The organism is Colwellia hornerae, assembly GCF_007954355.1.
GTDB lineage: Bacteria > Pseudomonadota > Gammaproteobacteria > Enterobacterales > Alteromonadaceae > Colwellia_A > Colwellia_A hornerae.
The window spans coordinates 1-23,116 of record NZ_VOLR01000006.1 but is presented as its reverse complement, the minus strand read 5'-3'; the positions used below and the strand labels follow the sequence as shown (position 1 = coordinate 23,116).

The 23,116-nt window shown below is 39.8% G+C and carries 28 protein-coding genes; 11 read left to right on the top strand and 17 right to left on the bottom strand.

What is annotated here, in order from left to right; translation table 11 throughout:
* Nucleotides 1-7: 7 nt before the first annotated feature.
* On the top strand, nucleotides 8-1,375 hold the full coding sequence (gene pmbA, locus ESZ26_RS05305) for a metalloprotease PmbA (RefSeq protein WP_395880742.1): 1,368 nt from the start codon (nucleotides 8-10) through the stop codon (nucleotides 1,373-1,375).
* 108 nt (nucleotides 1,376-1,483) lie between these two features.
* Here the strand turns inward: pmbA and mgtE are convergent, their stop codons facing one another.
* From mgtE to ESZ26_RS05245, 12 genes are all read right to left on the bottom strand, one after another.
* A complete protein-coding gene (mgtE, locus tag ESZ26_RS05300; RefSeq protein ID WP_146798696.1) occupies nucleotides 1,484-2,842 on the bottom strand; it encodes a magnesium transporter in 1,359 nt (452 codons plus the stop codon).
* Between the two features lie 119 nt (nucleotides 2,843-2,961).
* A complete protein-coding gene (locus tag ESZ26_RS05295; RefSeq protein ID WP_146798695.1) occupies nucleotides 2,962-3,237 on the bottom strand; it encodes an HPr family phosphocarrier protein in 276 nt (91 codons plus the stop codon).
* 13 nt (nucleotides 3,238-3,250) lie between these two features.
* Complete coding sequence (rapZ, locus tag ESZ26_RS05290) at nucleotides 3,251-4,105, bottom strand: RNase adapter RapZ (protein WP_070374886.1); 855 nt, start codon at nucleotides 4,103-4,105, stop codon at nucleotides 3,251-3,253.
* A 28-nt stretch (nucleotides 4,106-4,133) separates the two neighbouring features.
* Entirely contained in the window at nucleotides 4,134-4,589 is a 456-nt protein-coding gene (gene ptsN / locus ESZ26_RS05285) for a PTS IIA-like nitrogen regulatory protein PtsN (protein WP_146798693.1), read from the bottom strand.
* 45 nt (nucleotides 4,590-4,634) lie between these two features.
* Nucleotides 4,635-4,922 carry a ribosome hibernation promoting factor gene (gene hpf, locus ESZ26_RS05280; RefSeq protein WP_146798691.1) on the bottom strand — a complete coding sequence of 96 codons (288 nt, stop codon included), beginning with the start codon at nucleotides 4,920-4,922 and terminating at the stop codon, nucleotides 4,635-4,637.
* 23 nt (nucleotides 4,923-4,945) lie between these two features.
* Nucleotides 4,946-6,454 (bottom strand): RNA polymerase factor sigma-54, encoded by a 1,509-nt coding sequence (locus ESZ26_RS05275; RefSeq protein WP_146798689.1) that lies wholly within the window; start codon nucleotides 6,452-6,454, stop codon nucleotides 4,946-4,948.
* Nucleotides 6,455-6,532: 78 nt separating this feature from the next.
* Nucleotides 6,533-7,264, bottom strand: a complete 732-nt coding sequence (gene lptB, locus ESZ26_RS05270) for an LPS export ABC transporter ATP-binding protein (RefSeq protein WP_070374882.1) — start codon at nucleotides 7,262-7,264, stop codon at nucleotides 6,533-6,535.
* A complete protein-coding gene (gene lptA, locus ESZ26_RS05265) occupies nucleotides 7,261-7,803 on the bottom strand; it encodes a lipopolysaccharide transport periplasmic protein LptA (RefSeq protein ID WP_146798687.1) in 543 nt (180 codons plus the stop codon). Before lptA ends, lptB begins: the two co-directional genes overlap by 4 nt.
* Nucleotides 7,784-8,350: an LPS export ABC transporter periplasmic protein LptC gene (gene lptC, locus ESZ26_RS05260; RefSeq protein WP_146798685.1), complete on the bottom strand. Its 567-nt coding sequence runs from the start codon at nucleotides 8,348-8,350 to the stop codon at nucleotides 7,784-7,786. Before lptC ends, lptA begins: the two co-directional genes overlap by 20 nt.
* Nucleotides 8,347-8,892 carry a 3-deoxy-manno-octulosonate-8-phosphatase KdsC gene (gene kdsC / locus ESZ26_RS05255; protein WP_146798683.1) on the bottom strand — a complete coding sequence of 182 codons (546 nt, stop codon included), beginning with the start codon at nucleotides 8,890-8,892 and terminating at the stop codon, nucleotides 8,347-8,349. The genes lptC and kdsC overlap by 4 nt, the downstream gene beginning before the upstream one ends.
* A gap of 1 nt (nucleotide 8,893) precedes the next feature.
* Nucleotides 8,894-9,859, bottom strand: coding sequence for a KpsF/GutQ family sugar-phosphate isomerase (locus ESZ26_RS05250; RefSeq protein WP_146798681.1), 966 nt, complete (start codon nucleotides 9,857-9,859; stop codon nucleotides 8,894-8,896).
* A 44-nt stretch (nucleotides 9,860-9,903) separates the two neighbouring features.
* On the bottom strand, nucleotides 9,904-10,887 hold the full coding sequence (locus ESZ26_RS05245) for a calcium/sodium antiporter (protein WP_146798679.1): 984 nt from the start codon (nucleotides 10,885-10,887) through the stop codon (nucleotides 9,904-9,906).
* Between the two features lie 316 nt (nucleotides 10,888-11,203).
* Between ESZ26_RS05245 and mlaF the strand changes: the two genes are divergently transcribed.
* The 10 genes from mlaF to ESZ26_RS05195 all read left to right on the top strand — a co-directional run bounded on the left by mlaF (nucleotide 11,204) and on the right by ESZ26_RS05195 (nucleotide 17,928).
* The gene (gene mlaF, locus ESZ26_RS05240) at nucleotides 11,204-12,010 is read left to right on the top strand and encodes a phospholipid ABC transporter ATP-binding protein MlaF (protein WP_146798677.1); all 807 of its coding nucleotides are present in this window, start codon (nucleotides 11,204-11,206) and stop codon (nucleotides 12,008-12,010) included.
* Nucleotides 12,010-12,786, top strand: coding sequence for a lipid asymmetry maintenance ABC transporter permease subunit MlaE (gene mlaE / locus ESZ26_RS05235; protein WP_146798675.1), 777 nt, complete (start codon nucleotides 12,010-12,012; stop codon nucleotides 12,784-12,786). The genes mlaF and mlaE overlap by 1 nt, the downstream gene beginning before the upstream one ends.
* Nucleotides 12,787-12,842: 56 nt before the next feature.
* Entirely contained in the window at nucleotides 12,843-13,310 is a 468-nt protein-coding gene (gene mlaD / locus ESZ26_RS05230; protein WP_146798673.1) for an outer membrane lipid asymmetry maintenance protein MlaD, read from the top strand.
* Nucleotides 13,311-13,339: 29 nt separating this feature from the next.
* On the top strand, nucleotides 13,340-13,972 hold the full coding sequence (locus ESZ26_RS05225; protein ID WP_146798671.1) for an ABC transporter substrate-binding protein: 633 nt from the start codon (nucleotides 13,340-13,342) through the stop codon (nucleotides 13,970-13,972).
* A gap of 37 nt (nucleotides 13,973-14,009) precedes the next feature.
* Nucleotides 14,010-14,324, top strand: a complete 315-nt coding sequence (locus ESZ26_RS05220; RefSeq protein WP_170246312.1) for an STAS domain-containing protein — start codon at nucleotides 14,010-14,012, stop codon at nucleotides 14,322-14,324.
* A 12-nt stretch (nucleotides 14,325-14,336) separates the two neighbouring features.
* Nucleotides 14,337-14,594, top strand: coding sequence for a BolA family protein (locus ESZ26_RS05215; RefSeq protein ID WP_070374871.1), 258 nt, complete (start codon nucleotides 14,337-14,339; stop codon nucleotides 14,592-14,594).
* A gap of 28 nt (nucleotides 14,595-14,622) precedes the next feature.
* Nucleotides 14,623-15,885, top strand: a complete 1,263-nt coding sequence (gene murA / locus ESZ26_RS05210) for a UDP-N-acetylglucosamine 1-carboxyvinyltransferase (RefSeq protein ID WP_146798667.1) — start codon at nucleotides 14,623-14,625, stop codon at nucleotides 15,883-15,885.
* 308 nt (nucleotides 15,886-16,193) lie between these two features.
* On the top strand, nucleotides 16,194-16,643 hold the full coding sequence (locus tag ESZ26_RS05205) for an SMI1/KNR4 family protein (protein ID WP_146798665.1): 450 nt from the start codon (nucleotides 16,194-16,196) through the stop codon (nucleotides 16,641-16,643).
* Entirely contained in the window at nucleotides 16,633-17,235 is a 603-nt protein-coding gene (locus ESZ26_RS05200; RefSeq protein WP_146798663.1) for a flavin reductase family protein, read from the top strand. The genes ESZ26_RS05205 and ESZ26_RS05200 overlap by 11 nt, the downstream gene beginning before the upstream one ends.
* Nucleotides 17,236-17,367: 132 nt before the next feature.
* On the top strand, nucleotides 17,368-17,928 hold the full coding sequence (locus ESZ26_RS05195; RefSeq protein ID WP_146798661.1) for a TrmH family RNA methyltransferase: 561 nt from the start codon (nucleotides 17,368-17,370) through the stop codon (nucleotides 17,926-17,928).
* A 43-nt stretch (nucleotides 17,929-17,971) separates the two neighbouring features.
* On the opposite strand, the gene ESZ26_RS05190 is transcribed toward ESZ26_RS05195, so the two are convergent.
* The 5 genes from ESZ26_RS05190 to ESZ26_RS05170 all read right to left on the bottom strand — a co-directional run bounded on the left by ESZ26_RS05190 (nucleotide 17,972) and on the right by ESZ26_RS05170 (nucleotide 22,682).
* Nucleotides 17,972-19,060, bottom strand: coding sequence for an endonuclease/exonuclease/phosphatase family protein (locus tag ESZ26_RS05190; protein ID WP_146798659.1), 1,089 nt, complete (start codon nucleotides 19,058-19,060; stop codon nucleotides 17,972-17,974).
* 181 nt (nucleotides 19,061-19,241) lie between these two features.
* Nucleotides 19,242-19,433, bottom strand: a complete 192-nt coding sequence (locus ESZ26_RS05185; RefSeq protein ID WP_146798657.1) for a DUF3185 family protein — start codon at nucleotides 19,431-19,433, stop codon at nucleotides 19,242-19,244.
* Nucleotides 19,434-19,597: 164 nt separating this feature from the next.
* Nucleotides 19,598-20,746 carry an ABC transporter permease gene (locus ESZ26_RS05180; RefSeq protein ID WP_146798655.1) on the bottom strand — a complete coding sequence of 383 codons (1,149 nt, stop codon included), beginning with the start codon at nucleotides 20,744-20,746 and terminating at the stop codon, nucleotides 19,598-19,600.
* A complete protein-coding gene (locus ESZ26_RS05175) occupies nucleotides 20,746-21,717 on the bottom strand; it encodes an ABC transporter ATP-binding protein (RefSeq protein WP_146798653.1) in 972 nt (323 codons plus the stop codon). Before ESZ26_RS05175 ends, ESZ26_RS05180 begins: the two co-directional genes overlap by 1 nt.
* Entirely contained in the window at nucleotides 21,714-22,682 is a 969-nt protein-coding gene (locus ESZ26_RS05170) for an HlyD family secretion protein (RefSeq protein ID WP_146798651.1), read from the bottom strand. The genes ESZ26_RS05175 and ESZ26_RS05170 overlap by 4 nt, the downstream gene beginning before the upstream one ends.
* Nucleotides 22,683-23,116: the final 434 nt, after the last annotated feature.

Genomic DNA, 23,116 nt, shown 5'->3' with positions numbered 1-23,116 from the left:
ATAAATTATGACTGAAACGATGAACGCTAAAGAATCGATGAAAGAACAATTAAGAGATGTTGAGCAACGTGTAGCACAAGTACTCGACTTAGCAAAATCGCTAGGAGCAGACTCAGCTGAAGCCTCTATAAGCCGTCAACAGGGCTTAAGTGTTGGTACACGTTTTGGTGAAGTGGAAACGGTTGAATTTACTAATGACGGTGCGTTGGGCATTACGGTTTATCAGCAAGGTCGTAAAGGGAGTGCTTCAACCGCAGATTTATCAGAAGCGGCGTTAAAACAAACGGTACAAGCAGCGGTTAATATTGCAAAATATACTTCTGTTGACGACTGTTCAGGTTTGGCAGACAAGGACATGCTGGAAATGTCACCTGCTGATCTAGACTTGTATCACCCGAAAGTCTTAACAACAGACCAAGCTATCCAACTCGCCAAAGAATGTGAAGATAGTGCGCTAGCCTACGATCCACGTATTACCAACTCAGATGGTGCATCACTTGATAGTTTTGAAGGCTATAAGGTTTATGGCAATACCAATGGACAAATTGTCGGCTATCCGAGCTCTCGCCATAGTTTAAGCTGTGTAATGATCGCCTCTGAAGGTGATGATATGCAAAGAGATTATGCTTACACTGTTAATCGTGATTTTGATTTAATGGATAATGGCATTGCTATTGGTGTACAGGCATCAAAAGAAGCGCTATCGAGATTGAATGCGCAGAAACTGCCCACAGGAAAAGTGCCGGTGATGTTTCGTGCCGACATTGCTAATTCCATTTTTGGACATTTTATTGCCGCGATCAGCGGTGGTAATTTATACCGTAAGTCATCCTTTTTAATGGACGCTATTGGTAAACAAGTTTTTCCTGATTTTTTAAATATCAGTGAACGCCCTCATATTTTAAAGGGGTTAGCGAGTAGTGCCTTCGACAGTGAAGGAATAAAAACCGTTGATCGTGAAATTATTGTTGATGGTTGTTTAGAAACCTATCTATTGACCAGTTATTCAGCACGCAAGTTAGGACTTAAATCTACAGGTCACGCCGGTGGTATCCATAATTGGCAAATTAATGCCAAAGGGTCTGCCAATGGTGGTGACTTTAATGCCATGTTGAAAAAACTCGGTACTGGCTTTCTCGTTACTGAATTAATGGGACAAGGCGTTAATGTCGTCAATGGCGATTATTCACGTGGTGCTGCCGGTTTCTGGGTTGAGAATGGCGAAATTGCTTATCCGGTATCAGAAGTTACCATTGCTGGTAATTTATCTGATATTTTTAAAGGCTTAGTTGCTGTTGGCAGTGATGTCGATTTACGAGGCAGCATCTTAACCGGTTCATTGTTAATTGAAGAGATGCAGGTTGGAGGTAATTAATCAGACCGTGTTATTTTAACAGGGTACTTTTGATAATTAAAACCAACAGAGCAGCAATGAGATCTTGAAAAAGTATCAAGATCTCAATACGCTGATGTCTAGTTAAGATTAGGTAAGAAATAAAGTTGCGGTACCTAAGAAAGCGAATATTCCAACTACATCGGTAATCGTCGTTAATATCACACTACCGGCGAGAGCCGGGTCAATATTTATCCGCTTCAAAAACAGCGGTATAGCAACACCAGCGATACCCGCGGCGGTTAAATTCATTAACATCGCAAAGGCTATTACGCCACCAAGCATTAAATTTTGTTGCCAAATAGCCACGACACCGGCAATTAATACCGCCCAAATAACGCCATTCAGAAAACCAACAGCAAGCTCTTTCTGAATTAATATTCTCGCATTTGAGTCGCCAACATGGCCTAGCGCAATGGCGCGAATAACCAGCGTTAAGGTTTGGTTGCCGGCAACGCCACCCATACTAGGTACTAAAGAATTTAAAATCGCCAAAATCGCCAGTTGGCTTAAAACACCTTCGAACATACTTGATACAGCAACAGCGAGTAGTGCAGTAATGAGATTAACGCCTAGCCAAATAGAGCGTTGTTGGGTGCTTTTTAATACCGGAGCAAAGGTATCTGCTTCTCCATCTAAACCGGCCATACTCATCATCGAACGCTCGGCATCTTCACGAATAATATCGATAACATCGTCGATAGTGATACGGCCAAGTAATCGGCCTTTATCATCAATAACCGGTGCAGAGAACCAATCAAATTTTTCAAAGAGTTGTGCTACGTCACTTTCAGACAAATGCGCTTGAATGGCTTCAATATCTTTATCAATAAGTGTCGAAATAATAACTTCTGGTTTAGCGGTAATTATCGCGGCTAAAGAAACAGCACCAATAAAGTGATTTTTACCATCGACGACGTAAAAAGAATCGGTTGCCTCAGGTAAGTCACCCCGTAAACGCAAATAACGTAAGACCACATCAACCGTAACATCTGGACGAATTGTTATGGTATCTGTGTTCATGATACCGCCAGCGGTATCTTCCTCGAATGATAAAGCCGCTTCGACACGACCTCGGTCTTGCGAGTCCATAGCACTTAATACTTCTTGATAAACACTATCGGGTAAAGTACGTAAAACTTCCGCTAAATCATCAACATCCATTCCTTCAGCAACTTCAGCTAATTTTTCAGGACGGATGGTTTTTAAAATACCTTTGCGAACTTCTTCATTGAGTTCTTCAAGCACTTCACCGTGATTATCAGCGTCGATAAGTTGCCATAATACGGCACGACTTTTTGGGTGAGATGACTCTAATATTAAAGCAATATCATAGGCTGGCATGTTCTGTAGTAATTTTCGAACGTGCACAAACATGCCGCTACCAAGTGCTTGATTGACTTGTTGCAGACGTTGATGATTTTGTTGTTGCTCTGATATTTCCGGCATAAAGTTTTCCTGTGCCGCAGTAATACGAAAATTATATGTTTTTTATCTTAGTCAAGATTTTCTGGCTAAGGTGTTGTAATGAATAATAACTTAACTTAATTTTTTATTCAGTCTTTTTATCACTCGTCTTCATCAAATTTATCAGAAAATAATTGGCATACATCGCTAAGTGCTTGCTGCGCATCTTCTCCTTGGGTAATAATTTCAACGGTTTTTCCAAAACCACCAGCCAGTAACATTAAGCCCATAATACTACTGGCATCGGCTTCTTTGCCCTCTAGGCAAATAGTAACATTAGCATTAAGCTTTTGACTTAACTGGGCAAGTTTAGTGGCAGCACGTGCGTGTAATCCCAGTTTATTACTAATGGTTAATGATTTGATATATTTTGGCATACAGTGACCGTTATTAAGTACTTTGTATTTTAATATCGCGATGATGAGACTGAACATCTTCGCGCTCTTTTCTAAGGTTATTCGCCAAGATTTCAGCAATATAAACCGATCTATGTTTTCCACCGGTGCAACCAATAGCGATAGTAATGTAGCTGCGATTGTTTCTTTCTAAATGAGGTAACCACGTCATCATAAAACTGTTAATTTGCCAAATAAATTTGGTGACAATTGGTTGGCTAGCCAAAAAATCTCGCACGGGTTGATCTAAACCGGTAAAACCTTTTAAGTCTTTTTCCCAAAAAGGGTTAGGCAGAAAACGTGCATCAAAAACATAGTCTGCGTCTTGTGGTACACCATGTTTAAAACCAAAAGATTCAAATACCACCACCATAGATGCTGACGTTTTTCCTAAGATTCGCTCACGCACCAGGTCAGATAATTGATGAGGTGATAACTGACTGGTATTTATATACAAACCTGCGCGTGTAGAAATAGGCTCAAGCAACTTTTTCTCTAAAGAAATAGCTTGGTCGAGTGGGATATTTTGTTTGATCAAAGGATGCAAACGACGCGTTTCACTAAAACGTCGAATAAGATCAGAATCATCGGCATCTAAATAAAGAATATCGAGCTTTACCGTTTTCGGCAGGTAATCTAATATTTCTGAAACGTCATTAGGGTCATTGGGTAAATTACGAACATCTAGACTAACGGCTACCTTGTCATAATCATTAATAACGGTATGTGCTAATGCCGGTAATAAATTTACCGGTATATTATCGACACAGTAGTAGCCTAAATCTTCGAGCACACGTAAGGCGACACTTTTACCTGACCCTGAGCGACCACTGACTATCAAAAGTTTCATTTGAATTTTCCTGGATTATTGGATTTTATTAACGTTCAGCATGCTTAATGATATTAAAAAGCTCTTGCGAATTTTTGCATTTTCTTACTTGCTTTGCGATTTGTTTAGTACTAAATATTTGGGCAATACTTTGCAAGGTGTCTAAATGTTGCTGGCAGTTTTCTTCGGGTACAAACAGCGCAATAATAATATCGACAGCACGATTGTCTATCGCATCAAACTCAACGGCTTGCTCACTGGTCAGTAAAACAGCAATAACTTGTGATGTATTCGACAGTCGACCATGGGGAATAGCAATACCATTTCCTATGCCGGTAGAGCCAACTTTTTCACGCGCCATTAAGCTTTCAAATAATTGATGGGTATCAATATTGTCGAATTTTTTTGCCGCAGTTGTGCTAATTATTTCAAGGAGTTTTTTTTTGCTTGTACCCTTGATGGCACACAGGGTGCAATCAAGGGTGAGGATATCTTGCAACTTCATTATACTACTTACATTTTTTGGTGAGTGAACAGGCGATAAACAACATTAATGCTGATTCGTTTTACCTTTGTACTTTAATATTTGCCGGTCAAGCTTAACAACAAGGCTATCAATAGAGGCGTACATGTCAGCATTTTCAGCTTTTGCATGTAAATCAGAACCACTGACATGAACAGTCGCTTCAGCAATTTGGTTTGATTTTTCAACGGTGAGAACAACATGAACATTATTGATATGATCAAAATGTCGGCTTAATTTTGCCATCTTAGTCGTGACGTTTTCTCGTAAAGCTTCGGTAATGTCAACATGGTGGCCAGAAAGATTAATTTGCATAAGCTTAATTCCTCATCTTTTCGTTAAAGTAAACTTTTTCGTTGATTAGAAGGTGGAATAGAAAGTGACTCTCGATACTTTGCTATGGTGCGTCGAGCTACATTTATTCCTTGATCGGCCAATAAATCAGCCATTTTACTATCACTGAGTGGTTTTGCCGGAATTTCGGCGGCAACAAATTTTTTGATGAGTGCGCGAATAGCGGTTGATGAGCATTCACCACCGCTTTCGGTGCCAACATGGCTAGAAAAGAAAAATTTCAGTTCAAAAATACCACGTGGTGTATGCATGTATTTTTGTGTCGTCACTCGTGAAATGGTGGACTCATGCATATCGACCGCTTCGGCAATATCATTTAACACCATCGGGCGCATGGCTTCATTACCATGTTCAAAAAAGCCAATTTGGCGTTGCACAATACAGTTTGAAACCTTTAATAAGGTATCATTACGGCTTTCTAAGCTTTTAATAAACCATTTAGCTTCTTGTAAATTTGAACGAATAAATTGCGTGTCTGCTGTCGACTTCATTGAACGTGACATCGAAGCATACTGCTGATTTACTGAAAGTTTTGGCGCAGTATCAGGATTTAATTCTACCACCCAACGACCATTTTTCTTTTCAACAGAAACATCAGGAATAACATACTGGTCGTCACTCTTCATTACACTGTCGCCAGGTCTAGGGTCAAGTGATTGAATAAGCCGTACCACTTCGCGCAGCTGTTCTTCTTTTAGTCGAGTTTTACGCATTAACGTACGATAGTCTCGGCTACCCAGCAGATTAATATGGTCACGTAACACCAACTTACTTTCTGCTAACCAAGGTGTTGCGGGATCAAATTGATTAAGTTGAATAATTAAACATTCAGAAATAGAACGAGCGGCGACACCAACAGGATCAAAGAGGTTAATACGTTTTAGTACCACCTCAATTTCATCAAGCTCTACCCCTTCAATGGCAACACTTTCTAAAATGTCTTCACTGGATACCGTTAAGTAGCCGGCGTCATCAACGGCATCGATAATAGCTGTGGCTATAGCGCGGTCTGTTTCAGTAAAAGGGCTTAATTCCATTTGCCAGCGTAAATGATCTTGAATGGAGTCTTGAGTTTCGCCTTGGTAAGTATAGTCTTCTGAAGCTGGACCTGAGTTTGAAGTTGCTGCACCAGCCGTGTAGTTATCATCCCAAGTGGTATCCATGTTTAATTCTTCAGGGATATCGTTCTTGTCCATGGCTTCAGTGGTGGTGATTTCATCAATGGTAGGCGTAGCGTCTTCGCTACCATCAGAAACAGGGGCTTCTTTAACATCACCGGTACCGGCAGTGTGAGCTTCTTCAAGGTTGTCAGTACTTTTATCTTCGGGATTATTTGAAGACTCATCCATTTCTAACAATGGATTACTTTCTAAGGCTTCTTGAATTTCTTGTTGAAGCTCTAACGTAGACAGTTGCAGCAATTTGATTGCTTGCTGCAATTGTGGCGTCATGGTTAATTGTTGTCCTATGCGGAGTTGTAGAGTAGGGCGCATTTAGGTCATTAACTTCCTATTATTTTTAATGGGATATTTTCGTTTTCTCATACGAAGATACTATTCATTTATTCACTACTATAGCGTGAATTGTTCACCAAGGTATACATCTCTTACGTGTTGATTTGCAAGAATTTGATCTGCAGTACCTTCTGCAATAAGTTCACCGTGACTCACGATATAGGCATGTTCACATACATCGAGAGTTTCTCGTACATTGTGATCAGTTATTAACACACCAATGCCGCGTTCTTTTAAGTGTAGAATAATTTTTTTAATATCACCTACTGAAATTGGGTCAACGCCTGCAAAAGGTTCATCTAATAAAATAAATTTTGGCTCAGCAGCTAAAGCGCGAGCAATTTCTACTCGGCGGCGTTCACCACCAGATAAGCTCATGCCTAAATTATCTTTAATATGACCTATGTTAAATTCTTCAACTAGGTGCTCTAATTTTTCTTCACGTTCAGCATCTGATAATTCTTTTCGTGTCTGTAAAATAGCCATAATATTATCGTAAACACTGAGTTTTCGAAAAATAGATGCTTCTTGTGGTAAATATCCAATACCTTTTCTGGCGCGCTCATGCATAGGCGCTAACGTCAGGTTTTCGTCATTTAAAATAATATCACCACTATCACTTTCAACTAAACCGACAATCATATAAAAAGAGGTGGTTTTTCCTGCGCCATTTGGGCCAAGTAAACCGACTATTTGTCCTGCTGAAACTTGCATACTGACATTCTTAACCACTTTCCGGCCTTTATAGGCTTTGGCAAGGCCTTTGGCCATTAGGGTGCTAGTGCTCATAAATTACTTTTTTCCTGAGTTTTCGCGTCTGTGGTTGTCGCTTTAATTTTTTCTTTTGGCTGAAAAATCGTTTTAGTGCGTTCGTTAGATTTACTTTCAGCATTAACATACTGAGTGGCGATATTGTAAGTAATTCTACTACCACTCACTTCACTGCCTTCTTGCTGTAATAGCGCATTGCCTGAAATTATCACTAAATTATTGGCGGGCTCATATCTTATTTCATCGGCTTGCAAGCTAAGGGGAGTGCCATCGGCTAAGGTTTGTTTAAAGGTTGCTGGCTTACCTTTAGCGATATAAGTTTTTTCCTCGCTGCCTGATTGGGTCAGTACTTGTACTAAGTCAGCACGTATCACTAATGAGCCTTGGGTGATCACTACATCATCAATATAGCTGAATATTTTATTTTTAAGGTCAACGGCCTGTCTTGAAGCGTTGATTTCAATCTTTTGTTTTATATCAAATTTTTCAGCAAAAGCTGACGAAAATAGCGGAGTTGATAACAATAAGCACAGTAGGCTATTTTTTAACAATTTCATAAATTGATTTCACATGTTTAGTTAGTGTCATTTGGTTGGTGTTTAAGTCGACAATTAAACCTTTACCATCGATGGTAAATCCTTTACCAATAATTTTAATTTCTTGTTCTGAACTTATGATGTTAGTTTTTAGATCAAGTTCAAAGTATTTTCCTTGAACTTCTTGTAATAAGCTATCGGGATCTGTTGCTAACAAGCGAACACGCTTCTCTAATTTTACCCGGTTGTTATTGTATAATATGCCTTCATTAGCGGATATTTTCCATGTTGGCGCATCATTTTTTGGATGAAGTGTGTATTGAGGAAACTCAAAGTTGGTAATATTTAGCTCAGGATAATGTTCCATGCGATGAGCATCGACGACATAAGCTAAATTTCCTTCGTGTTTATAGACATTACTGTGTAAGTTTTCGGCAATAAAATCAGGTGTCAGGGTTTTATCAATCGCTTGTAATTGTGGTGTTGAGGAATTTCTCCATTCGATTATACCGTAGACCCCTCCCGCAATGAGAAAAAACAACAAGGTTAAACTATAAAGTCGATTCATATACTCGCACCGGAAGCATTGGCTAAGGTGTTTTGGCTAAGCATGATTAAATCGCATATTTCTCGAACCGCACCAAAACCGCCACGGTTAAAAGTGGTGTAATTAGCAATAGATAAAATACTCGGATGGGCATCTTGCACAGCAATGCCTAAGCCTACATAATCGATACATTCATGATCTGGCATGTCATCACCAATATAGGCAATTTCATCGAGGGATAAATTTAATTTTTCTGCCATTTTCTTTAATGCAGGTAACTTATTTTCCTCGCCTTGCACTATGTATTTTACATTGAGCGCAGACATGCGTGTTGCGACGATATTTGATGTTCGACCGGTGATCACAGCCACATCAACGCCGCTGGCGCCTAATGCTTTTATGCCATAACCATCTTTAGTGTGAAAAGCTTTTAATTCTTCACCGTTGTTACCTAAATAAATACGGCCATCAGAAAAAACGCCATCAATATCACATATTAGCAGCTTGATATTTTTCATAGCATTGAATGCTACGTCAGTGATTTCGCCATATAATGTTTGCATGTTAGATAAGACCTGATTTGAGTAAGTCGTGCATATTCATCGCACCAATAGGTACATTATTGTCATTAACAATAATTAAGCCATTAATTTTTTTGTCTTCCATGATTTTTAAGCCTTCGGCGGCGAGCATGTCTTGATGAGCAACAGTGGGATTTTTAGTCATCACTGATTCAATAGTATCAAGATGAATATCAATGCGTTCATCAAGAATACGGCGTAAATCTCCGTCAGTGAATAAACCTTGTAATTGACCACTGTCGTCGACTACCGCAGTCATACCTAAGCCTTTTAACGACATTTCAACTAATGCGTCTTTAATTTTAGCTTGAGCATTCACTGTTGGTAAGCGCTCACCACCATGCATTATATCGCTAAGGCGTAATAATAAACGTTTTCCTAGACTACCACCGGGATGAGAAAGTGCGAAGTCGTCAGCAGTAAAGCCGCGAGCATTTAATAACGCAACAGCGAGTGCGTCACCCATTACTAGGGTTGCTGTAGTACTTGATGTTGGCGCTAATCCTAACGGACATGCTTCTTGCGCAACAGCAACACAGACATGAGTATCAGCTAACTTTGCTAAGGTGGATGCTGGATTACCCGTCATTGAAATGAGTTTAGCGCCAATACGTTTTATCACAGGAACTATCGCTAACACTTCACCAGTTTCACCCGAGTGTGAAATAGTTAACACGACGTCATCAGCCGTTATCATGCCTAAATCACCGTGGCTTGCTTCACCGGGGTGAACAAAAAATGCTGGTGTGCCGGTACTGGCTAAAGTAGCGGCAATCTTGCCACCAATATGACCTGACTTACCCATACCAGCAATGATAACCCTACCTTTACAGTTAAACATTAACTGGCAGGCATATTCAAAGTTCTCATCAATGTACTGGGCTAACTCTGCAATAGCCTGTTGTTCTATCTGAATAACGTCTAACGCTAGTTGTTTGAAATTGTTCATTATTAGCCCATTTCTATTTTATATAAATCACTATTATAGCGTTTTTATTGCTTTATTTGGCTAAAAAGTAGGATTTGATAAGCGACAAAAGCACCTATTAATAACAAACCTTTTACGCGGCCAATGCAAAATTTTCCGGCACGACGTGTGAAACACAGTATAAACAATAAAACGGTAACACCAAGCATGTAAGGGGCATCGCGTGCTGCTGCGTCCGAGTCTACTTCGCCTGGTGCAATAAGCCCAGCCAGCGAGAGTACCGCCAAAATATTGAAGATATTAGAGCCAATAATACTGCCTAGCGCTAAATCATCTTCTTTCTTAATAATACTCATAATACTTGCGGCAAGTTCTGGCAAGCTTGTGCCAACGGCAATAACGGTCAGACCAATGACCAAGTCACTGATACCAAAAGCTTTGGCAATGAAAACAGATGAATCGACCAAGTAACTGGCACTCATAGGTAAGAAAATAATACCAACCACTAGCCAGAGTAAGGATTTAGGTTTGCTGACGGCGTCAGGCACTTCTTGTTCTGCTTCAAGGATCAATGGATCATCAATCGGTCGACTTTTAGAGGCTCTTAGGGTAATAAAAAGTAAGGCGAAAATATAAACAAAAAAGCCGATCATTAACAACAAGCCTTCGTTAAAACCAAAGTAATCGTCTGATAGCATCCAATAGGCAAGAGCGGTAACAATTAGAATTAACGGGATTTCTCTTCTTACTGTTGAAGAGGATACGTTTAAAGGTTGAAATAATGCCGTTATACCCAGTACTAAAGCAATATTCGTAATGTTTGAGCCGATCGCGTTACCGATCGCGGTATTATTATTACCATCTAAAGATGCCGTCGCTGCAATCATCATTTCTGGTGCAGATGAACCCATGGCAACGATAGTTAAGCCAATAATCATCGGTGAGATACCAAAATTTCTTGCTAGTGATGACGCACCAAAAACAAATTTATCGGCACTCCATACCAGAGTAACAAGTGAAACAAGTAAAATTAGAATCTGTAATAACATTAAGGGCTCCTATATTAAGAGCGCAAATTGTCGCTGGTTGCGAAGCAAAAACAAAGAGAAATAATCGGATCTCGGTAAAAAAGTGCTCAAAAGGCGGTTTTTTTACATGCGGTTGTTAAAAAACAGCCAAAGTTAATATTTCATTAAAGCAAAAAAATATCTATCGGGAGGTAAATCTTACACTTTATTACGTTTTTACACGCTTTCTTACGATTTTTATTTACATTTTTAACGCAATTATAATGACGTTTTTTGATTGCTCAGGTAAAATTCATATGACTTTAATAATAACAACCAGTGACGTTATATAAATCTTATGCCTGAAAACTTGGTCGATATCCAGAACCTTACGTTTAAACGTGATGAACGAGTGATCTATGATGATATTAGTTTGTCGATCCCCAAAGGAAAAGTTACCGCGATAATGGGGCCAAGTGGTATTGGTAAAACCACCTTATTACGTTTAATTGGTGGTCAACTAAGGCCCAACTCTGGAAAAATACTTTTTGATGGACAAAATATTCCAACGTTATCACGAAGTGCTCTTTATGAAGCGCGTAAACGTATGAGTATGTTGTTTCAAAGTGGCGCGTTATTTACCGATATGAGTGTCTACGACAATATTGCTTTTCCGATGCGCGAACATAGTACTTTGTCAGAATCGTTAATTGAAAAAATGGTACTAATGAAGCTTGAAGTGGTTGGTTTACGTGGTGCACGAAATTTAGCACCTGGCGAACTTTCTGGCGGCATGGCGCGAAGAGTTGCCCTTGCCCGTGCTATCGCTTTAGACCCTGAACTCATTTTATACGACGAGCCTTTTGCGGGACAAGACCCTATCTCTATGGGTGTTATTGTTCGCTTAATAAAAGATTTAAATGAAGCGCTAGGTTTAACGTCAGTTGTGGTCTCACATGACGTTACGGAAGTTATGAGTATTGCGGATTACATTTACATTATTGCCGAAAAGAAAATTATTGGTCATGGCACACCATCAGAAATTAGCAAGCAAACATCACCATTGGTGCAACAATTTATTCAAGGTGAAGCTGATGGTCCGGTGCCATTTCATTTTCCGGCTGCCTCTTATCAAGATGAATTAATGGGTAAGGAACGGTCATAATGAATAGTTTACAAAGCTTAGGACAAAGCATTATTGCTACTATTGCCGGTTTAGGCCGAGCGATTATTTTATTACTTTCTGCCTTGTTGCACGTGCCAAATATTCGCAAAGGTTTCCCTTTATTGGTGCAACAGTTATATTCCGTCGGTGTACTTTCACTGATGATAGTGGTGGTGTCAGGTTTATTTATTGGCATGGTTATCTCGTTACAGGGCTATACTATTTTAGTGGGCTATGGCGCTGAAGGCAGTTTAGGACCTATGGTCGCGTTATCTTTACTACGTGAATTAGGTCCTGTGGTTGCGGCACTCTTATTCGCAGGTCGTGCAGGTTCGGCATTAACGGCCGAAATCGGTTTAATGAAAGCAACAGAGCAATTGTCGAGCTTAGAAATGATGGCGATTGACCCGTTACGTCGCGTTATCGCACCACGATTTTGGGCAGGGTTTATTAGTTTACCTTTGCTAGCGGCTATTTTTTCTGCGGTTGGTATATTAGGTGGTCACCTTGTCGGTGTTGAATGGTTAGGCGTAGACAGTGGTACATTTTGGTCAGTGATGCAGGATCAAGTCGATTTTCAAAAAGATATTCTTAATGGGGTGATAAAATCTGTTGTTTTTGCTTTTGTTGTCACTTGGATAGCAGTTTATAAAGGCTACGATTGTGTACCAACATCAGAAGGTATTAGTCGAGCGACAACGTCTACGGTTGTGCAATCATCGTTATTAGTTTTAGGGTTAGATTTTGTATTAACAGCATTAATGTTTGCGAGTTAATTTTTGCTGTTAGTTAATTTTTATAATAATTTTTATTTTTAGGTTTGGTGGAAGGCATGGTGTCGAAAAAAATTGAATTAATGGTAGGTTTATTTGCTGCATTAGGTATTGCGGCGTTGCTTATGCTTGCGCTAAAAGTTGCTGATAGTGGTATTTCTGGCAATAGTGAGACATATCAACTTTATGCTAAGTTTGATAACATTGGCGGTCTAAAAGTCCGTTCAGCGATAAAAGTGGGTGGTGTTGTGGTTGGCCGTGTTAGTCATATTACCATTGATGCCAAAGATTATACGCCGGTGGTCACTTTAGATATTTATACCCAGTATATTAACTTTTCAGAAGCAACGTCGGTTTCTATTTTAACCGCTGGTTTGTTGGGTGAGCAATACGTTGGCTTACGACCTGGTTTTATTGATGAATCGGTAGGCACGCTAGTTCCAGGTGACTTTATTGAAGATACTAAACCGGCATTAGTACTAGAAGAATTAATTGGACAATTTTTATTTAGTCAAGGAAGTGACTAACATGTTTACCAATGGAGAGTAGCAATATCATGAGAAATTTATTTACAGTAATAATAGCCTTGGCATTATTAGTGAGTGTTAGTGCAACAGCTAAAACTGTTAACAATAAAAACCCATACACGATGATCGAAACTGTAGCGAAAGTAACGTTTAAACGTTTTGCTGACGAACAACCAGAGATTCGCAAGGACCCGGAAATATTGAAAGATATCGTTCGTGAAGAGCTGATGCCTTATATCAACTACCGATACGCGGCATTGAAAGTTATTGGCTATAAAAACTTTGAACAAACTACTACACAAAGTCGAGCTGATTTTGTTGATGTATTTAGAGAGTATTTGGTTACCTCATACGCACAAGTTTTTACCTTGTATAAGCAACAAGAAGTTGAATTTGAGCCTGAAAGAGACTTTGACGAAGCGAAAGTCGTTGCTGTTAGAACCTCTGTTTTAGATCCCGGTAGACCGCCTATTGATATTTCATTTCGTGTTAGAAAAAACACCACAACCAATGAATGGAAAGCTTATGATATGGTTGCCGAAGGCGTTAGCTTACTTGATAGTAAAGAAGCAGAGCTTAGTGGCTTAATACGTCAAAAGGGCTTGCCGTACGTTACTGAAATGTTAAAAGAAAAAAGCGATCAAAAAATCGTTTTTAAGTAGCGTTATTAAGCTATTTCTGTGAAGATTAGGAATTGAAGTGAAGAAAATTAGTTTTATTGAAAAAGATTCCCGAGTTATTTTTAGTGGTGAATTAACCTTATTAACTATTGATAATTCATTTGAAAAAAAATCAAAACATTTGATTAAATCAGGGGTATTAATCTTTGATTTGTCGAATGTTTCAAAAGTCGACACGGCTTGTTTAGCTTGGCTACTGGCCATGCTAGAATTAAGTAATAAGACTGACTGTCAATTAACTTTTGATAAGCTACCAAAAGATTTAATTAAATTAGCTCAGTTAAGTTGTGTTGATATGTTCTTACCAAAAACTGATAGTAAGCTTAATCAGTAATCGGAGATAAATGTGGAAGTTTCAGATATAGAAAAATTACTTAATGATGCCCTTGAACTAGATGAGTTACATGTTGCATTTGATGGCTCACAGTGCAAAGTGATCGCGGTTGCAGATTTTCTTGGCGAATTAAGCCGAGTAAAGAAGCAGCAAGCAATATATGCACCTTTAGCAGAGACTATTAAAGCCGGTGCAATTCATGCGGTATCGATTAAAACCTTCACAACGTCAGTTTGGCAACGTGAAAAAATGTTTAATCTTCCGCTTTAAATTTTCATAACCAAATAAGAATATTCTATTGGATGCATTTAAAATAACAGGTGGTACGGCCCTTAAAGGTGAAGTAACCATCTCGGGCGCAAAGAACGCCGCTTTACCGATATTAATGTCAGCACTGCTTTCTAAGACACCGATTACATTTAGTAACGTTCCTAAGTTAAATGATATTGAAACGACCATTAAATTGCTCAGCCAATTAGGTGCTAAAGCTCATTGGTCAGGTGACAATGAATTAGTGATTGATGCGAGTACCCTAGACCATTGTCGTGCATCGTATGAGTTAGTTAAAACTATGCGTGCGTCTATTCTAGTTTTAGGCCCGTTATTGGCCCGTTTTGGTCATGCTGAAGTTTCTTTGCCTGGCGGTTGTGCTATCGGCGCAAGACCGGTGAATTTACATATTCACGGTTTAAAGCTAATGGGCGCAGATATCGATGTTGAAAACGGTTATATCATTGCTCGTAATAATGGCCGCTTACAAGGTGCCACCATTTTTATGGACACAGTAAGTGTTACCGGCACTGAAAACTTAATGATGGCAGCAGCGTTAGCCGAAGGTATTACCACGATTGAAAATGCTGCCCGCGAACCAGAAATTGTTGATTTAGCTAAATGCTTAAACGCTATGGGCGCGAAAGTTTCGGGTGCGGGTTCAGATACACTGACTATCGAAGGTGTTGCTGAGTTATCAGGAACACAGTATCGAGTAATGCCAGACCGTATTGAAACCGGTACCTTTTTAGTGGCTGCTGCGGTTACTCAAGGCAAGGTCAAGTGTGTAAACACAGATCCTAAAGCCTTAGAGGCGGTAATAAGCAAGTTACAAGAAGCCGGTGCCGAAATTACCACAGGTGTTGACTGGATTGAGCTAACGATGAATCAGCGACCAAAAGCGGTCAATATTCGCACTGCTCCTCATCCTGCTTTTCCTACCGATATGCAGGCACAGTTTGTGACGATGAACGTGATTGCCGAAGGTACAGCAACGACCACAGAAACTATTTTTGAAAATCGTTTTATGCACGTTCCTGAGCTACAACGCATGGGCGCGGATATTAGCCTTGAAGGTAATACCGCTATTTCTTGTGGTGTGGCATCGTTAAACGGCGCGCAAGTAATGGCTACAGACCTACGTGCTTCAGCAAGTTTAGTGATTGCTGGCTTAGTGGCGACCTCAGAAACACAAGTTGACCGTATTTATCATATTGACCGCGGTTACCAAAACATTGAAGATAAGCTACAAGCACTTGGCGCAAACATTACGCGCATAAAAGCAAGCTAGTCTGAAATTAAGATAAAAGATATTATTTATTAAAGCACCTTTTTAGGTGCTTTTTTTATCGCTTAATAAAATGAACGGTTTAGCTACATATTATCAGTATCGTTTTTAGCTGAAATAACCAAACAGGCAACACTATTTACGCTTTTAATTAGTGATACCCTGTGCTCTTAAACTGTTAGAATACGACGTCTTGAGCAGGGAGAAGCGCTTTATTTTTATTTACGGCTAAGTTTGATCAAAGCACGATAGATTGGCAAATTATAAAGCGTTCAATATAAATAGCACAGTAACAGAATGAGAGTATCCAGATGAATAGCATTGATCTTTTTGTAAAAAATTGGGGCAGTAAAGGCGCCATGGTTCCCATAGCTAGTGATGATATTACCGAGCTTGAATTAAAGTTAACTGCTTACTTACCCGATTCATACAAATATTTAATATCAACCTATGGTTTGGTGCACACGCCGAATGTATTAACTAAAATCTGTGACTTAGGTGTCGATATTACCGAAGTACAAGACTTTTTAAGCCTTGACGATATCTTCTCTCTTTCAAAGCTATATGAAATGACCGGGATGCCCAAAGGCCATATCTTGTTTGCCTCAGATTGTAAGGGCAGCATGTTTTGCTTCAAGCTGAGTGATTGTGCACAGAAACAAGCAGACAGTGCAGTATGGTTTTATGACCACAGCGCTGCAACAGTTACTCAAGTCGCTAATTCTTTCACCGGATGGCTAGAGGCATTTAATGAACTTTGATATTGCAGAACTTGGTGTTCAAGAAAAATATCGCCTACTAAACGGTGGTGTCACACCAAGGCCAATCGCTTGGATCAGTACGCGTTCAAAAGAGGGGGTTGATAACCTTGCTCCTTATTCATTTTTTACGGTGGCTAGCTGTAATCCCCCCGTACTTCTCTATACCCAAGTAAGCCAAAGGAATGGTATTGATAAAGATACTTTACAGAATCTCAAAGCAACCGGTGAATGTGTTATCAATATCGTCAATAGCCACTTACTGGAAAAAATGAACAAAACCAGTGCCAGTATTACCATTGACGAAAGTGAGTTTGACTTTGCCGATGTCGATAAAATTGCCAGCAGCACAGTCGCTCCTTTTTCGGTGAAAGCCTCGCCAATTCGATACGAATGCACATTAAGAGAACTCATTACCCTCGGTGATTTACCTGCGGGAGGAACCCTAGTGTTGTTAGATGTAAAGTTCGTTTATGTAAGAGACGACCTTTATAGCGATGAGGGTATAAATCAAGTGATGCTCGATTCTGTTGGTAAAATGGGTGGCGATGGTTTTAGTCTTACCTCAGCATATGTAGCGCTTGAACGACCATAAATTTACCGTTAAAAGCGGTTAAGTGCTTACGGTAACAAAGTAGCAACCAACAACCTCAAAACTAAATATCAAGCTAATGGATTAAGTCAGGTGAAGCAGCCGCTTCATTAGCAAATAATAAGAGCAGTTATCATGCATTCAAAAATACAATTGAGTAAAGAAGACATCAGACAAGATAAACCGACCCGTGATGAATACGTAAAACAGGCAAAAATTCCTTTAGTCCTGGTATTAGATCATGTCACCAATAGCTATAATATCGGTGCTTTTATTCGTTTAGCCGATGCATTTGCTATTCAAAAAATTATCGTTTGTGGCGAACTCACTATTTCAGATAAAAAATTGAAAAAAGCTTCTAGAAATGAAGCGAAATGGGTGGATATTGAATACAGTGATAGCACAACGGCAAGCTTACAAACATTAATAGACGACGGCTATACTGTTTTTGGCGTTGAACTTTGTCATCAGTCGGTTGATTATAAAGATGTTACTTACCCATCAGCTTGTGCATTAGTGTTAGGTAATGAACGCAAGGGCGTAAGTGAGGCGGCATTAAAGCTAAGTCATCACCAAATACACATTTCTATGTTTGGTATGGGGAATTCTCTTAATGTATCAACGGCCGGTGCTATTGTCTTAGCTGAGTGCGCTGACCAAATTCGCAAAAAATCAGTCAGCAAAATTACGATTTAACGTGCTGTAACCCTTGAGCCGTTAATCGAGAACGGTTATCGAGTTAATTTTTTTTACCAGGCTTTGGTACATCATTTTTGCTGACATTTTGCGCTTCAGATATTTCTTGTGCCCACTTATCTTCAGCCGCGTCTGCTTTTATACCAGCTTGATTATTACAACGCCGTGCGGTAAACGAGAGTTGGGTTAACAATGGAAAATGGTCTGAACCGATTGACGGTAAACGCTTAATTTTTTGCAGTGAAAAATGTTTGCTGTGAAACAAATGATCTAAAGGCCATCGAACCAATGGGCAGTCGACATGAAAAGTGTTAAATACTCCTCGTCCAACGCGAGGATCGAGCAAACCACTAATTTTACGAAACAGTCGCGTGGTGGCAGACCAAGCAACATCATTAAGATCGCCTGTGACGATAACCGGTAGGTCACTGTCGGCAACACTTCGAGCAACAATCATCAGCTCAGCATCACGCTCTGCAGATTCAGCGTTTTCTGTTGGGCTTGGCGGCGCAGGGTGAAGAAAGTGCACTCGCACTTTGTCGCCGCTACGTAACACTATTGTTGTGTGTATTGACGGAACATCCTTCTCAACCAAATAACTGATTTCCTGTTCAGCGATCGGTAATCGCGAGAATACATGCATGCCATAGAGATTATCAAGTGGACATTTAACGGTGTAAGGCATGTCGGTTTCTAGGACGTTAAGTTGTTCCTCCCACCATAGGTCTGATTCTAGTGTAACGAGTACATCGGGCTGGTGCTTCTTAACCAGCTTTATCAGTGCCTTGGCATTGCGATTGGGTGTCAGAACATTTGAAGTAATAATACTAAGTTGTTTATCGGCATCGTATTCGGTGGAGGTTTTAACTTCTTTGGGATAAATAAAAGTATAAGGTAATATCCAGGATAATTGCCATATCAAACACAGCGTTGTGCTGATAATCAGTGCCTGTGTAGTTACTATTTGCGGGTCAAGAAAAATAAAATGAGCAAGTAACAATATGATTGCAAGTATAGTGAACTGTAAGCGAGGAAAGTCCATGCCCCTGATAATCCAATGGGTATGTCGAGACAAGGGCAGAAAAGTTGTTAGCGCAATAAACAGGGTGAAAAATATGAGTATGGTTAACATTGAGAGCCTGATCTTGTTCGCTTAAGCTTAATATCTCGCAACTGTCGAGATCGTCGTTATTGATCTATTGCTGAACGCTTATAATAAGCCGCAAATAGAGAGCTATTTATTTAAAATAAATAGCTCAAAGCTAATTTTTACGAGTAAACACTAATATGCGTTAAACCACAAAAATTAACGGTTACTTGATTCTTGTGATACCGATAACAACAGCAATAACACCACCGATCATTCCTGCCCAAGCTTCAACAGGCGTATCCCCGTTTAAGGTGCGAGTAAGTTGAGCGCTAGCTGAGTCATAAATGTTATAACCCCAAATCGCAACAGCAACACCAACAATGATAAGGGTAATACCAATAATTTTATTATTCATTTCTACTCCAAATATTTATAAGACGATAGTTTGATCGAGTCAATACTGACGAAAGCATATAACGCCATGTTAACAGTTTATCTATCATTTTCACCAATCAAAATCTAATTGGACAGCTCATTAACCCAAATATCTCACCTTGTGCAATGTAACTATCATATAAATTAATCGAGTGTTTTCTTAAAGCGCAGTGCTGAAACAAGTAAGCCAAAACAGGTAAAAGCAATCAACCATAGCATATCAAAACTCATCTCAATAACAGCAACATCACGTAATACTACACCTCTTATTAAGCGAATAAAGTGTGTCGCGGGCAGTGCTTCAGCAATATATTGTGTGGGCAGTGGCATACCTTCATAAGGGAACATAAAGCCAGATAATAATATAGATGGCAGTAAAATAAATATTGTCATTTGCATTGATTGTAATTGGTTTTTAGCAATGGTGGATATAACTAAACCAAGCACTAAGCTGGCGCAAATAAAGAGTAAAGTCGCAAGTGCTAGTTGGGCAAAACCGCCATTAAAGGGGACGTCAAATAGCCAATAACCTAAACCAAGAATAATACAGACTTGAATCGCACCAATAAAAATATAAGGAAATATTTTACCAATCATTAGCTCAAGTGAGCCAAGTGGCGTAGTAATTAGCATCTCCATATTACCGCGCTCTTGCTCGCGAACAATGGCGGCCGAGGTAAACATTATCATCGTCATTGTTAAGATGACGGCAACAAGCCCAGGTACTATATTAACCACACTGCGCTGCTCTGGATTATAAAGTAAGGTCACTTCAAACGTTGCAGTATTTCGGTTGGCGGGTTTATCTAATAACTCTGTAAGTGGCATACTGCGTAAACTTTTAATACTACCCGCTATAACTGTATCAGAGCCATCGACTAACCATTGTGCTATTGGCCTGCTTGTCTCTTGTTTACTCGAGGGTGGCAAACCAAAACCGACACTAGGGTGTCGAACTAAACGCTGGCTAACATCTTGTGGAATAATTAACACTGCCCGCACCTCACTGCTATCTATGGCGGCTTGTGCTTCTTTTATTGAATGATAACTGCGGGTGAAATTAACAATGCCGGTTGCGGCAACGGTTTGCTGTAATACTCGGCTCAAAGATGTTTGACTATGATCTACAACACCGACTGGGATATCTCGCACATTGGTGTTAATAGCAAAGGCGAATAGAAGTAATTGTACTAGGGGGATCATTATTACCATGCCAAAGGTCATTCTATCGCGCCTAAGCTGCAGTAGTTCTTTTATAACAATGGCCTGAATTCTTAATAGCGATGTTTTCATTACTGTGTCATCCCTTGGCCGGTGCAACTAACAAAAACATCTTCAAGACTGGGTCTAACAATAGCAAGTTTAGCCGTATCATTTAAGCAGGGCTGGCGCTGTAATAATGCGATAGGGTTACTTTCTTCTTTATTGACTAAGACACGTAAGTGAGTACCCAGCTGAGCGGCAGAAATTACTTGTGGCAATTTGATCAAGCACTCTTTTATTTGGCGTATATTGCTTGCGCCAACTTCAACCACTTGAGCAGGCATATTGTTCATTAAGTTTTGAGGGCTATCATCCGCTCTTTTTATACCATTCTCTAAAATGGCCAACTTATGACAACGCTCCGCTTCATCCATGTAATGGGTTGAGACTAATATTGTGGTGCCTTGATCGCAAAGATCAAATAATTGCTCCCAAAACTCTCGTCGGTTTTGCGGATCAACTGCCGAAGTGGGTTCATCTAAAAAGAGTAACTTAGGTTTATGTATTACTGCGGCGGCAAGTGCTAGTCTTTGTTTTTGACCACCACTCATACTGCCAGCAAGTTGCCGACTTTGCTGTGTTAATTGATGAGTACTTAACAACTCACTAATTCGTGATTTTTGTTGGTTAGCCGTTAGACCATAAATTCGACTGATAAATTGCAAGTTCTCTTTGACGGTAAGATCCTCATAGAGAGAGAACTTCTGTGTCATATAGCCAATTTTCATTCGCAGTTTATTGGCCTCTTGCGGTAAATGACAACCCAAAACGTTAACCTGACCACTGGTTGGAATTAATAAACCGGTCAGCAATCGAATTGCCGTGGTTTTACCTGAGCCATTGGGGCCTAAAAATCCGTAAATAGTTTGCTTATCTACAGTTAAATCTAGCGCAGATACCGCGGTTAATTCGCTAAATTTTCGAGTGAGTTTTTGTGCGCTTATCGCAAATGGGCTGCCAACATTAAGATTTTTTTCTTGGCCATCGTTTAAGTCATTCATGGCATTATAACTTGCGCGGGCACACCCATAGGAAGCTCTGCAGCACTATCAGGTAATTGTATTTCAGCCAAATACATCAGGTTTGCACGCTCTTCTTGGTTTAATGCAAAGTAAGGCGTAAAAGCAGGTTCAGAAGATATCCAGCGAACAGTACCAATAATAGTGTCTGTTAAACCATCGACTTGTACGGTTAATTTGTCTGCGACTTTTATTTTTACTCGGTAGGGCTCTGGAACATAGACACGTGCAAAAGGAGCACTTCCCGCTAATATAATTGCTACTGGGCTACCAAGCGTGACACGTTCACCGAGGTTCCACGGGAGATTATCTAATAGACCATCACGTTTTGCGGTAATGGTTAAATCGTTGAGTTTTTTCTTTTCACTGTCGAGTACCGCAACAGCGGTTGCTAAAATAGCCTCAGCTATTTGTAAGTCCTCAATGCGAGCGCCATTAATTAACTGTAATAGTTTTTCTTGGGCACTGTGTAACTTAGCTGTATTTTCATCGCGTGATGCCAGGGAATTTTCGAGCGTTGCTTGACTCGATAATGCTTTTTTTATCAGTATTTGAGTGCGTTTATAATCCGCTTCACTTTTGATCAATGCGGCTTTCGCACCTGCGACTTCTGCCGAGGCTGCTGCAACTTCCTCTTTACGAGCACCATTATGCACTTTTTCTAAGTTAGCTTTTGCTTGTTGCATCTGAGCTTGCGCTTTGGCGACATAAGCTTTTTGAATCGTGTCGTCCAGCCGAACCAATACCGTGCCTTTAAGGACTTGACTACCTGCACTAACAGGTAATGCAATGATCACTTCACTCACTGTTGCCGTGTGCGCTATGCGTTCTCGTTCTAACGTACCTAAGGCAATAGCTGGTTTTTTGTTATCACAACCGCTGAGTGCCGCTAGGGTTATAAATAATGTCAATAGACACGAACAAGTAGCGAAAGTTTTAGCAGACATGGTGATTTATCTCATTGAAATATAAACTAGTTTTTAGTTTATTCTCAATCAGTTAAAAGTCAACTTATTCTCTAGTACAAGCTAGCTGTGAACTAAGCTGAGGCTTAATATGACGTTAAGTTGTGGGGCATATTAAGCCAAGTAATAGTCGTGTTGGTCAAAATAACGTTTAATAATCAAACTTAATGGGTAAAGTATTACTTATTTAGGATCAGAAAAGGATCAAGAGTAGCATTAGAAATTATCAACATTTATTTATCAGCAGAGATCATGTTTTTTATGCTTGGTATTATACATCGCTTTATCGGAGCCTGTAACAGATTTTGTGTAACTGCCCGTTTTAAATAAAGTCCTTTAAGCGGTCTTCGAATTCAATCATAAATCGATTCAAGGCCGTTTTCCAGTTTCTTATCGGCATCGTCCATTTCTTGGAT

What these genes read in the sequence shown, in the direction of transcription:
- pmbA (WP_395880742.1), top strand. Translation starts at nt 8, where the DNA reads ATGACTGAAACGATGAACGCTAAAGAATCGATGAAAGAACAATTAAGA.
- mgtE (WP_146798696.1), bottom strand. Translation starts at nt 2,842, where the DNA reads ATGCCGGAAATATCAGAGCAACAACAAAATCATCAACGTCTGCAACAA.
- ESZ26_RS05295 (WP_146798695.1), bottom strand. Translation starts at nt 3,237, where the DNA reads ATGCCAAAATATATCAAATCATTAACCATTAGTAATAAACTGGGATTA.
- rapZ (WP_070374886.1), bottom strand. Translation starts at nt 4,105, where the DNA reads ATGAAACTTTTGATAGTCAGTGGTCGCTCAGGGTCAGGTAAAAGTGTC.
- ptsN (WP_146798693.1), bottom strand. Translation starts at nt 4,589, where the DNA reads ATGAAGTTGCAAGATATCCTCACCCTTGATTGCACCCTGTGTGCCATC.
- hpf (WP_146798691.1), bottom strand. Translation starts at nt 4,922, where the DNA reads ATGCAAATTAATCTTTCTGGCCACCATGTTGACATTACCGAAGCTTTA.
- ESZ26_RS05275 (WP_146798689.1), bottom strand. Translation starts at nt 6,454, where the DNA reads ATGCGCCCTACTCTACAACTCCGCATAGGACAACAATTAACCATGACG.
- lptB (WP_070374882.1), bottom strand. Translation starts at nt 7,264, where the DNA reads ATGAGCACTAGCACCCTAATGGCCAAAGGCCTTGCCAAAGCCTATAAA.
- lptA (WP_146798687.1), bottom strand. Translation starts at nt 7,803, where the DNA reads ATGAAATTGTTAAAAAATAGCCTACTGTGCTTATTGTTATCAACTCCG.
- lptC (WP_146798685.1), bottom strand. Translation starts at nt 8,350, where the DNA reads ATGAATCGACTTTATAGTTTAACCTTGTTGTTTTTTCTCATTGCGGGA.
- kdsC (WP_146798683.1), bottom strand. Translation starts at nt 8,892, where the DNA reads ATGCAAACATTATATGGCGAAATCACTGACGTAGCATTCAATGCTATG.
- ESZ26_RS05250 (WP_146798681.1), bottom strand. Translation starts at nt 9,859, where the DNA reads ATGAACAATTTCAAACAACTAGCGTTAGACGTTATTCAGATAGAACAA.
- ESZ26_RS05245 (WP_146798679.1), bottom strand. Translation starts at nt 10,887, where the DNA reads ATGTTATTACAGATTCTAATTTTACTTGTTTCACTTGTTACTCTGGTA.
- mlaF (WP_146798677.1), top strand. Translation starts at nt 11,204, where the DNA reads ATGCCTGAAAACTTGGTCGATATCCAGAACCTTACGTTTAAACGTGAT.
- mlaE (WP_146798675.1), top strand. Translation starts at nt 12,010, where the DNA reads ATGAATAGTTTACAAAGCTTAGGACAAAGCATTATTGCTACTATTGCC.
- mlaD (WP_146798673.1), top strand. Translation starts at nt 12,843, where the DNA reads ATGGTGTCGAAAAAAATTGAATTAATGGTAGGTTTATTTGCTGCATTA.
- ESZ26_RS05225 (WP_146798671.1), top strand. Translation starts at nt 13,340, where the DNA reads ATGAGAAATTTATTTACAGTAATAATAGCCTTGGCATTATTAGTGAGT.
- ESZ26_RS05205 (WP_146798665.1), top strand. Translation starts at nt 16,194, where the DNA reads ATGAATAGCATTGATCTTTTTGTAAAAAATTGGGGCAGTAAAGGCGCC.
- ESZ26_RS05200 (WP_146798663.1), top strand. Translation starts at nt 16,633, where the DNA reads ATGAACTTTGATATTGCAGAACTTGGTGTTCAAGAAAAATATCGCCTA.
- ESZ26_RS05195 (WP_146798661.1), top strand. Translation starts at nt 17,368, where the DNA reads ATGCATTCAAAAATACAATTGAGTAAAGAAGACATCAGACAAGATAAA.
- ESZ26_RS05190 (WP_146798659.1), bottom strand. Translation starts at nt 19,060, where the DNA reads ATGTTAACCATACTCATATTTTTCACCCTGTTTATTGCGCTAACAACT.
- ESZ26_RS05185 (WP_146798657.1), bottom strand. Translation starts at nt 19,433, where the DNA reads ATGAATAATAAAATTATTGGTATTACCCTTATCATTGTTGGTGTTGCT.
- ESZ26_RS05180 (WP_146798655.1), bottom strand. Translation starts at nt 20,746, where the DNA reads ATGAAAACATCGCTATTAAGAATTCAGGCCATTGTTATAAAAGAACTA.
- ESZ26_RS05175 (WP_146798653.1), bottom strand. Translation starts at nt 21,717, where the DNA reads ATGAATGACTTAAACGATGGCCAAGAAAAAAATCTTAATGTTGGCAGC.
- ESZ26_RS05170 (WP_146798651.1), bottom strand. Translation starts at nt 22,682, where the DNA reads ATGTCTGCTAAAACTTTCGCTACTTGTTCGTGTCTATTGACATTATTT.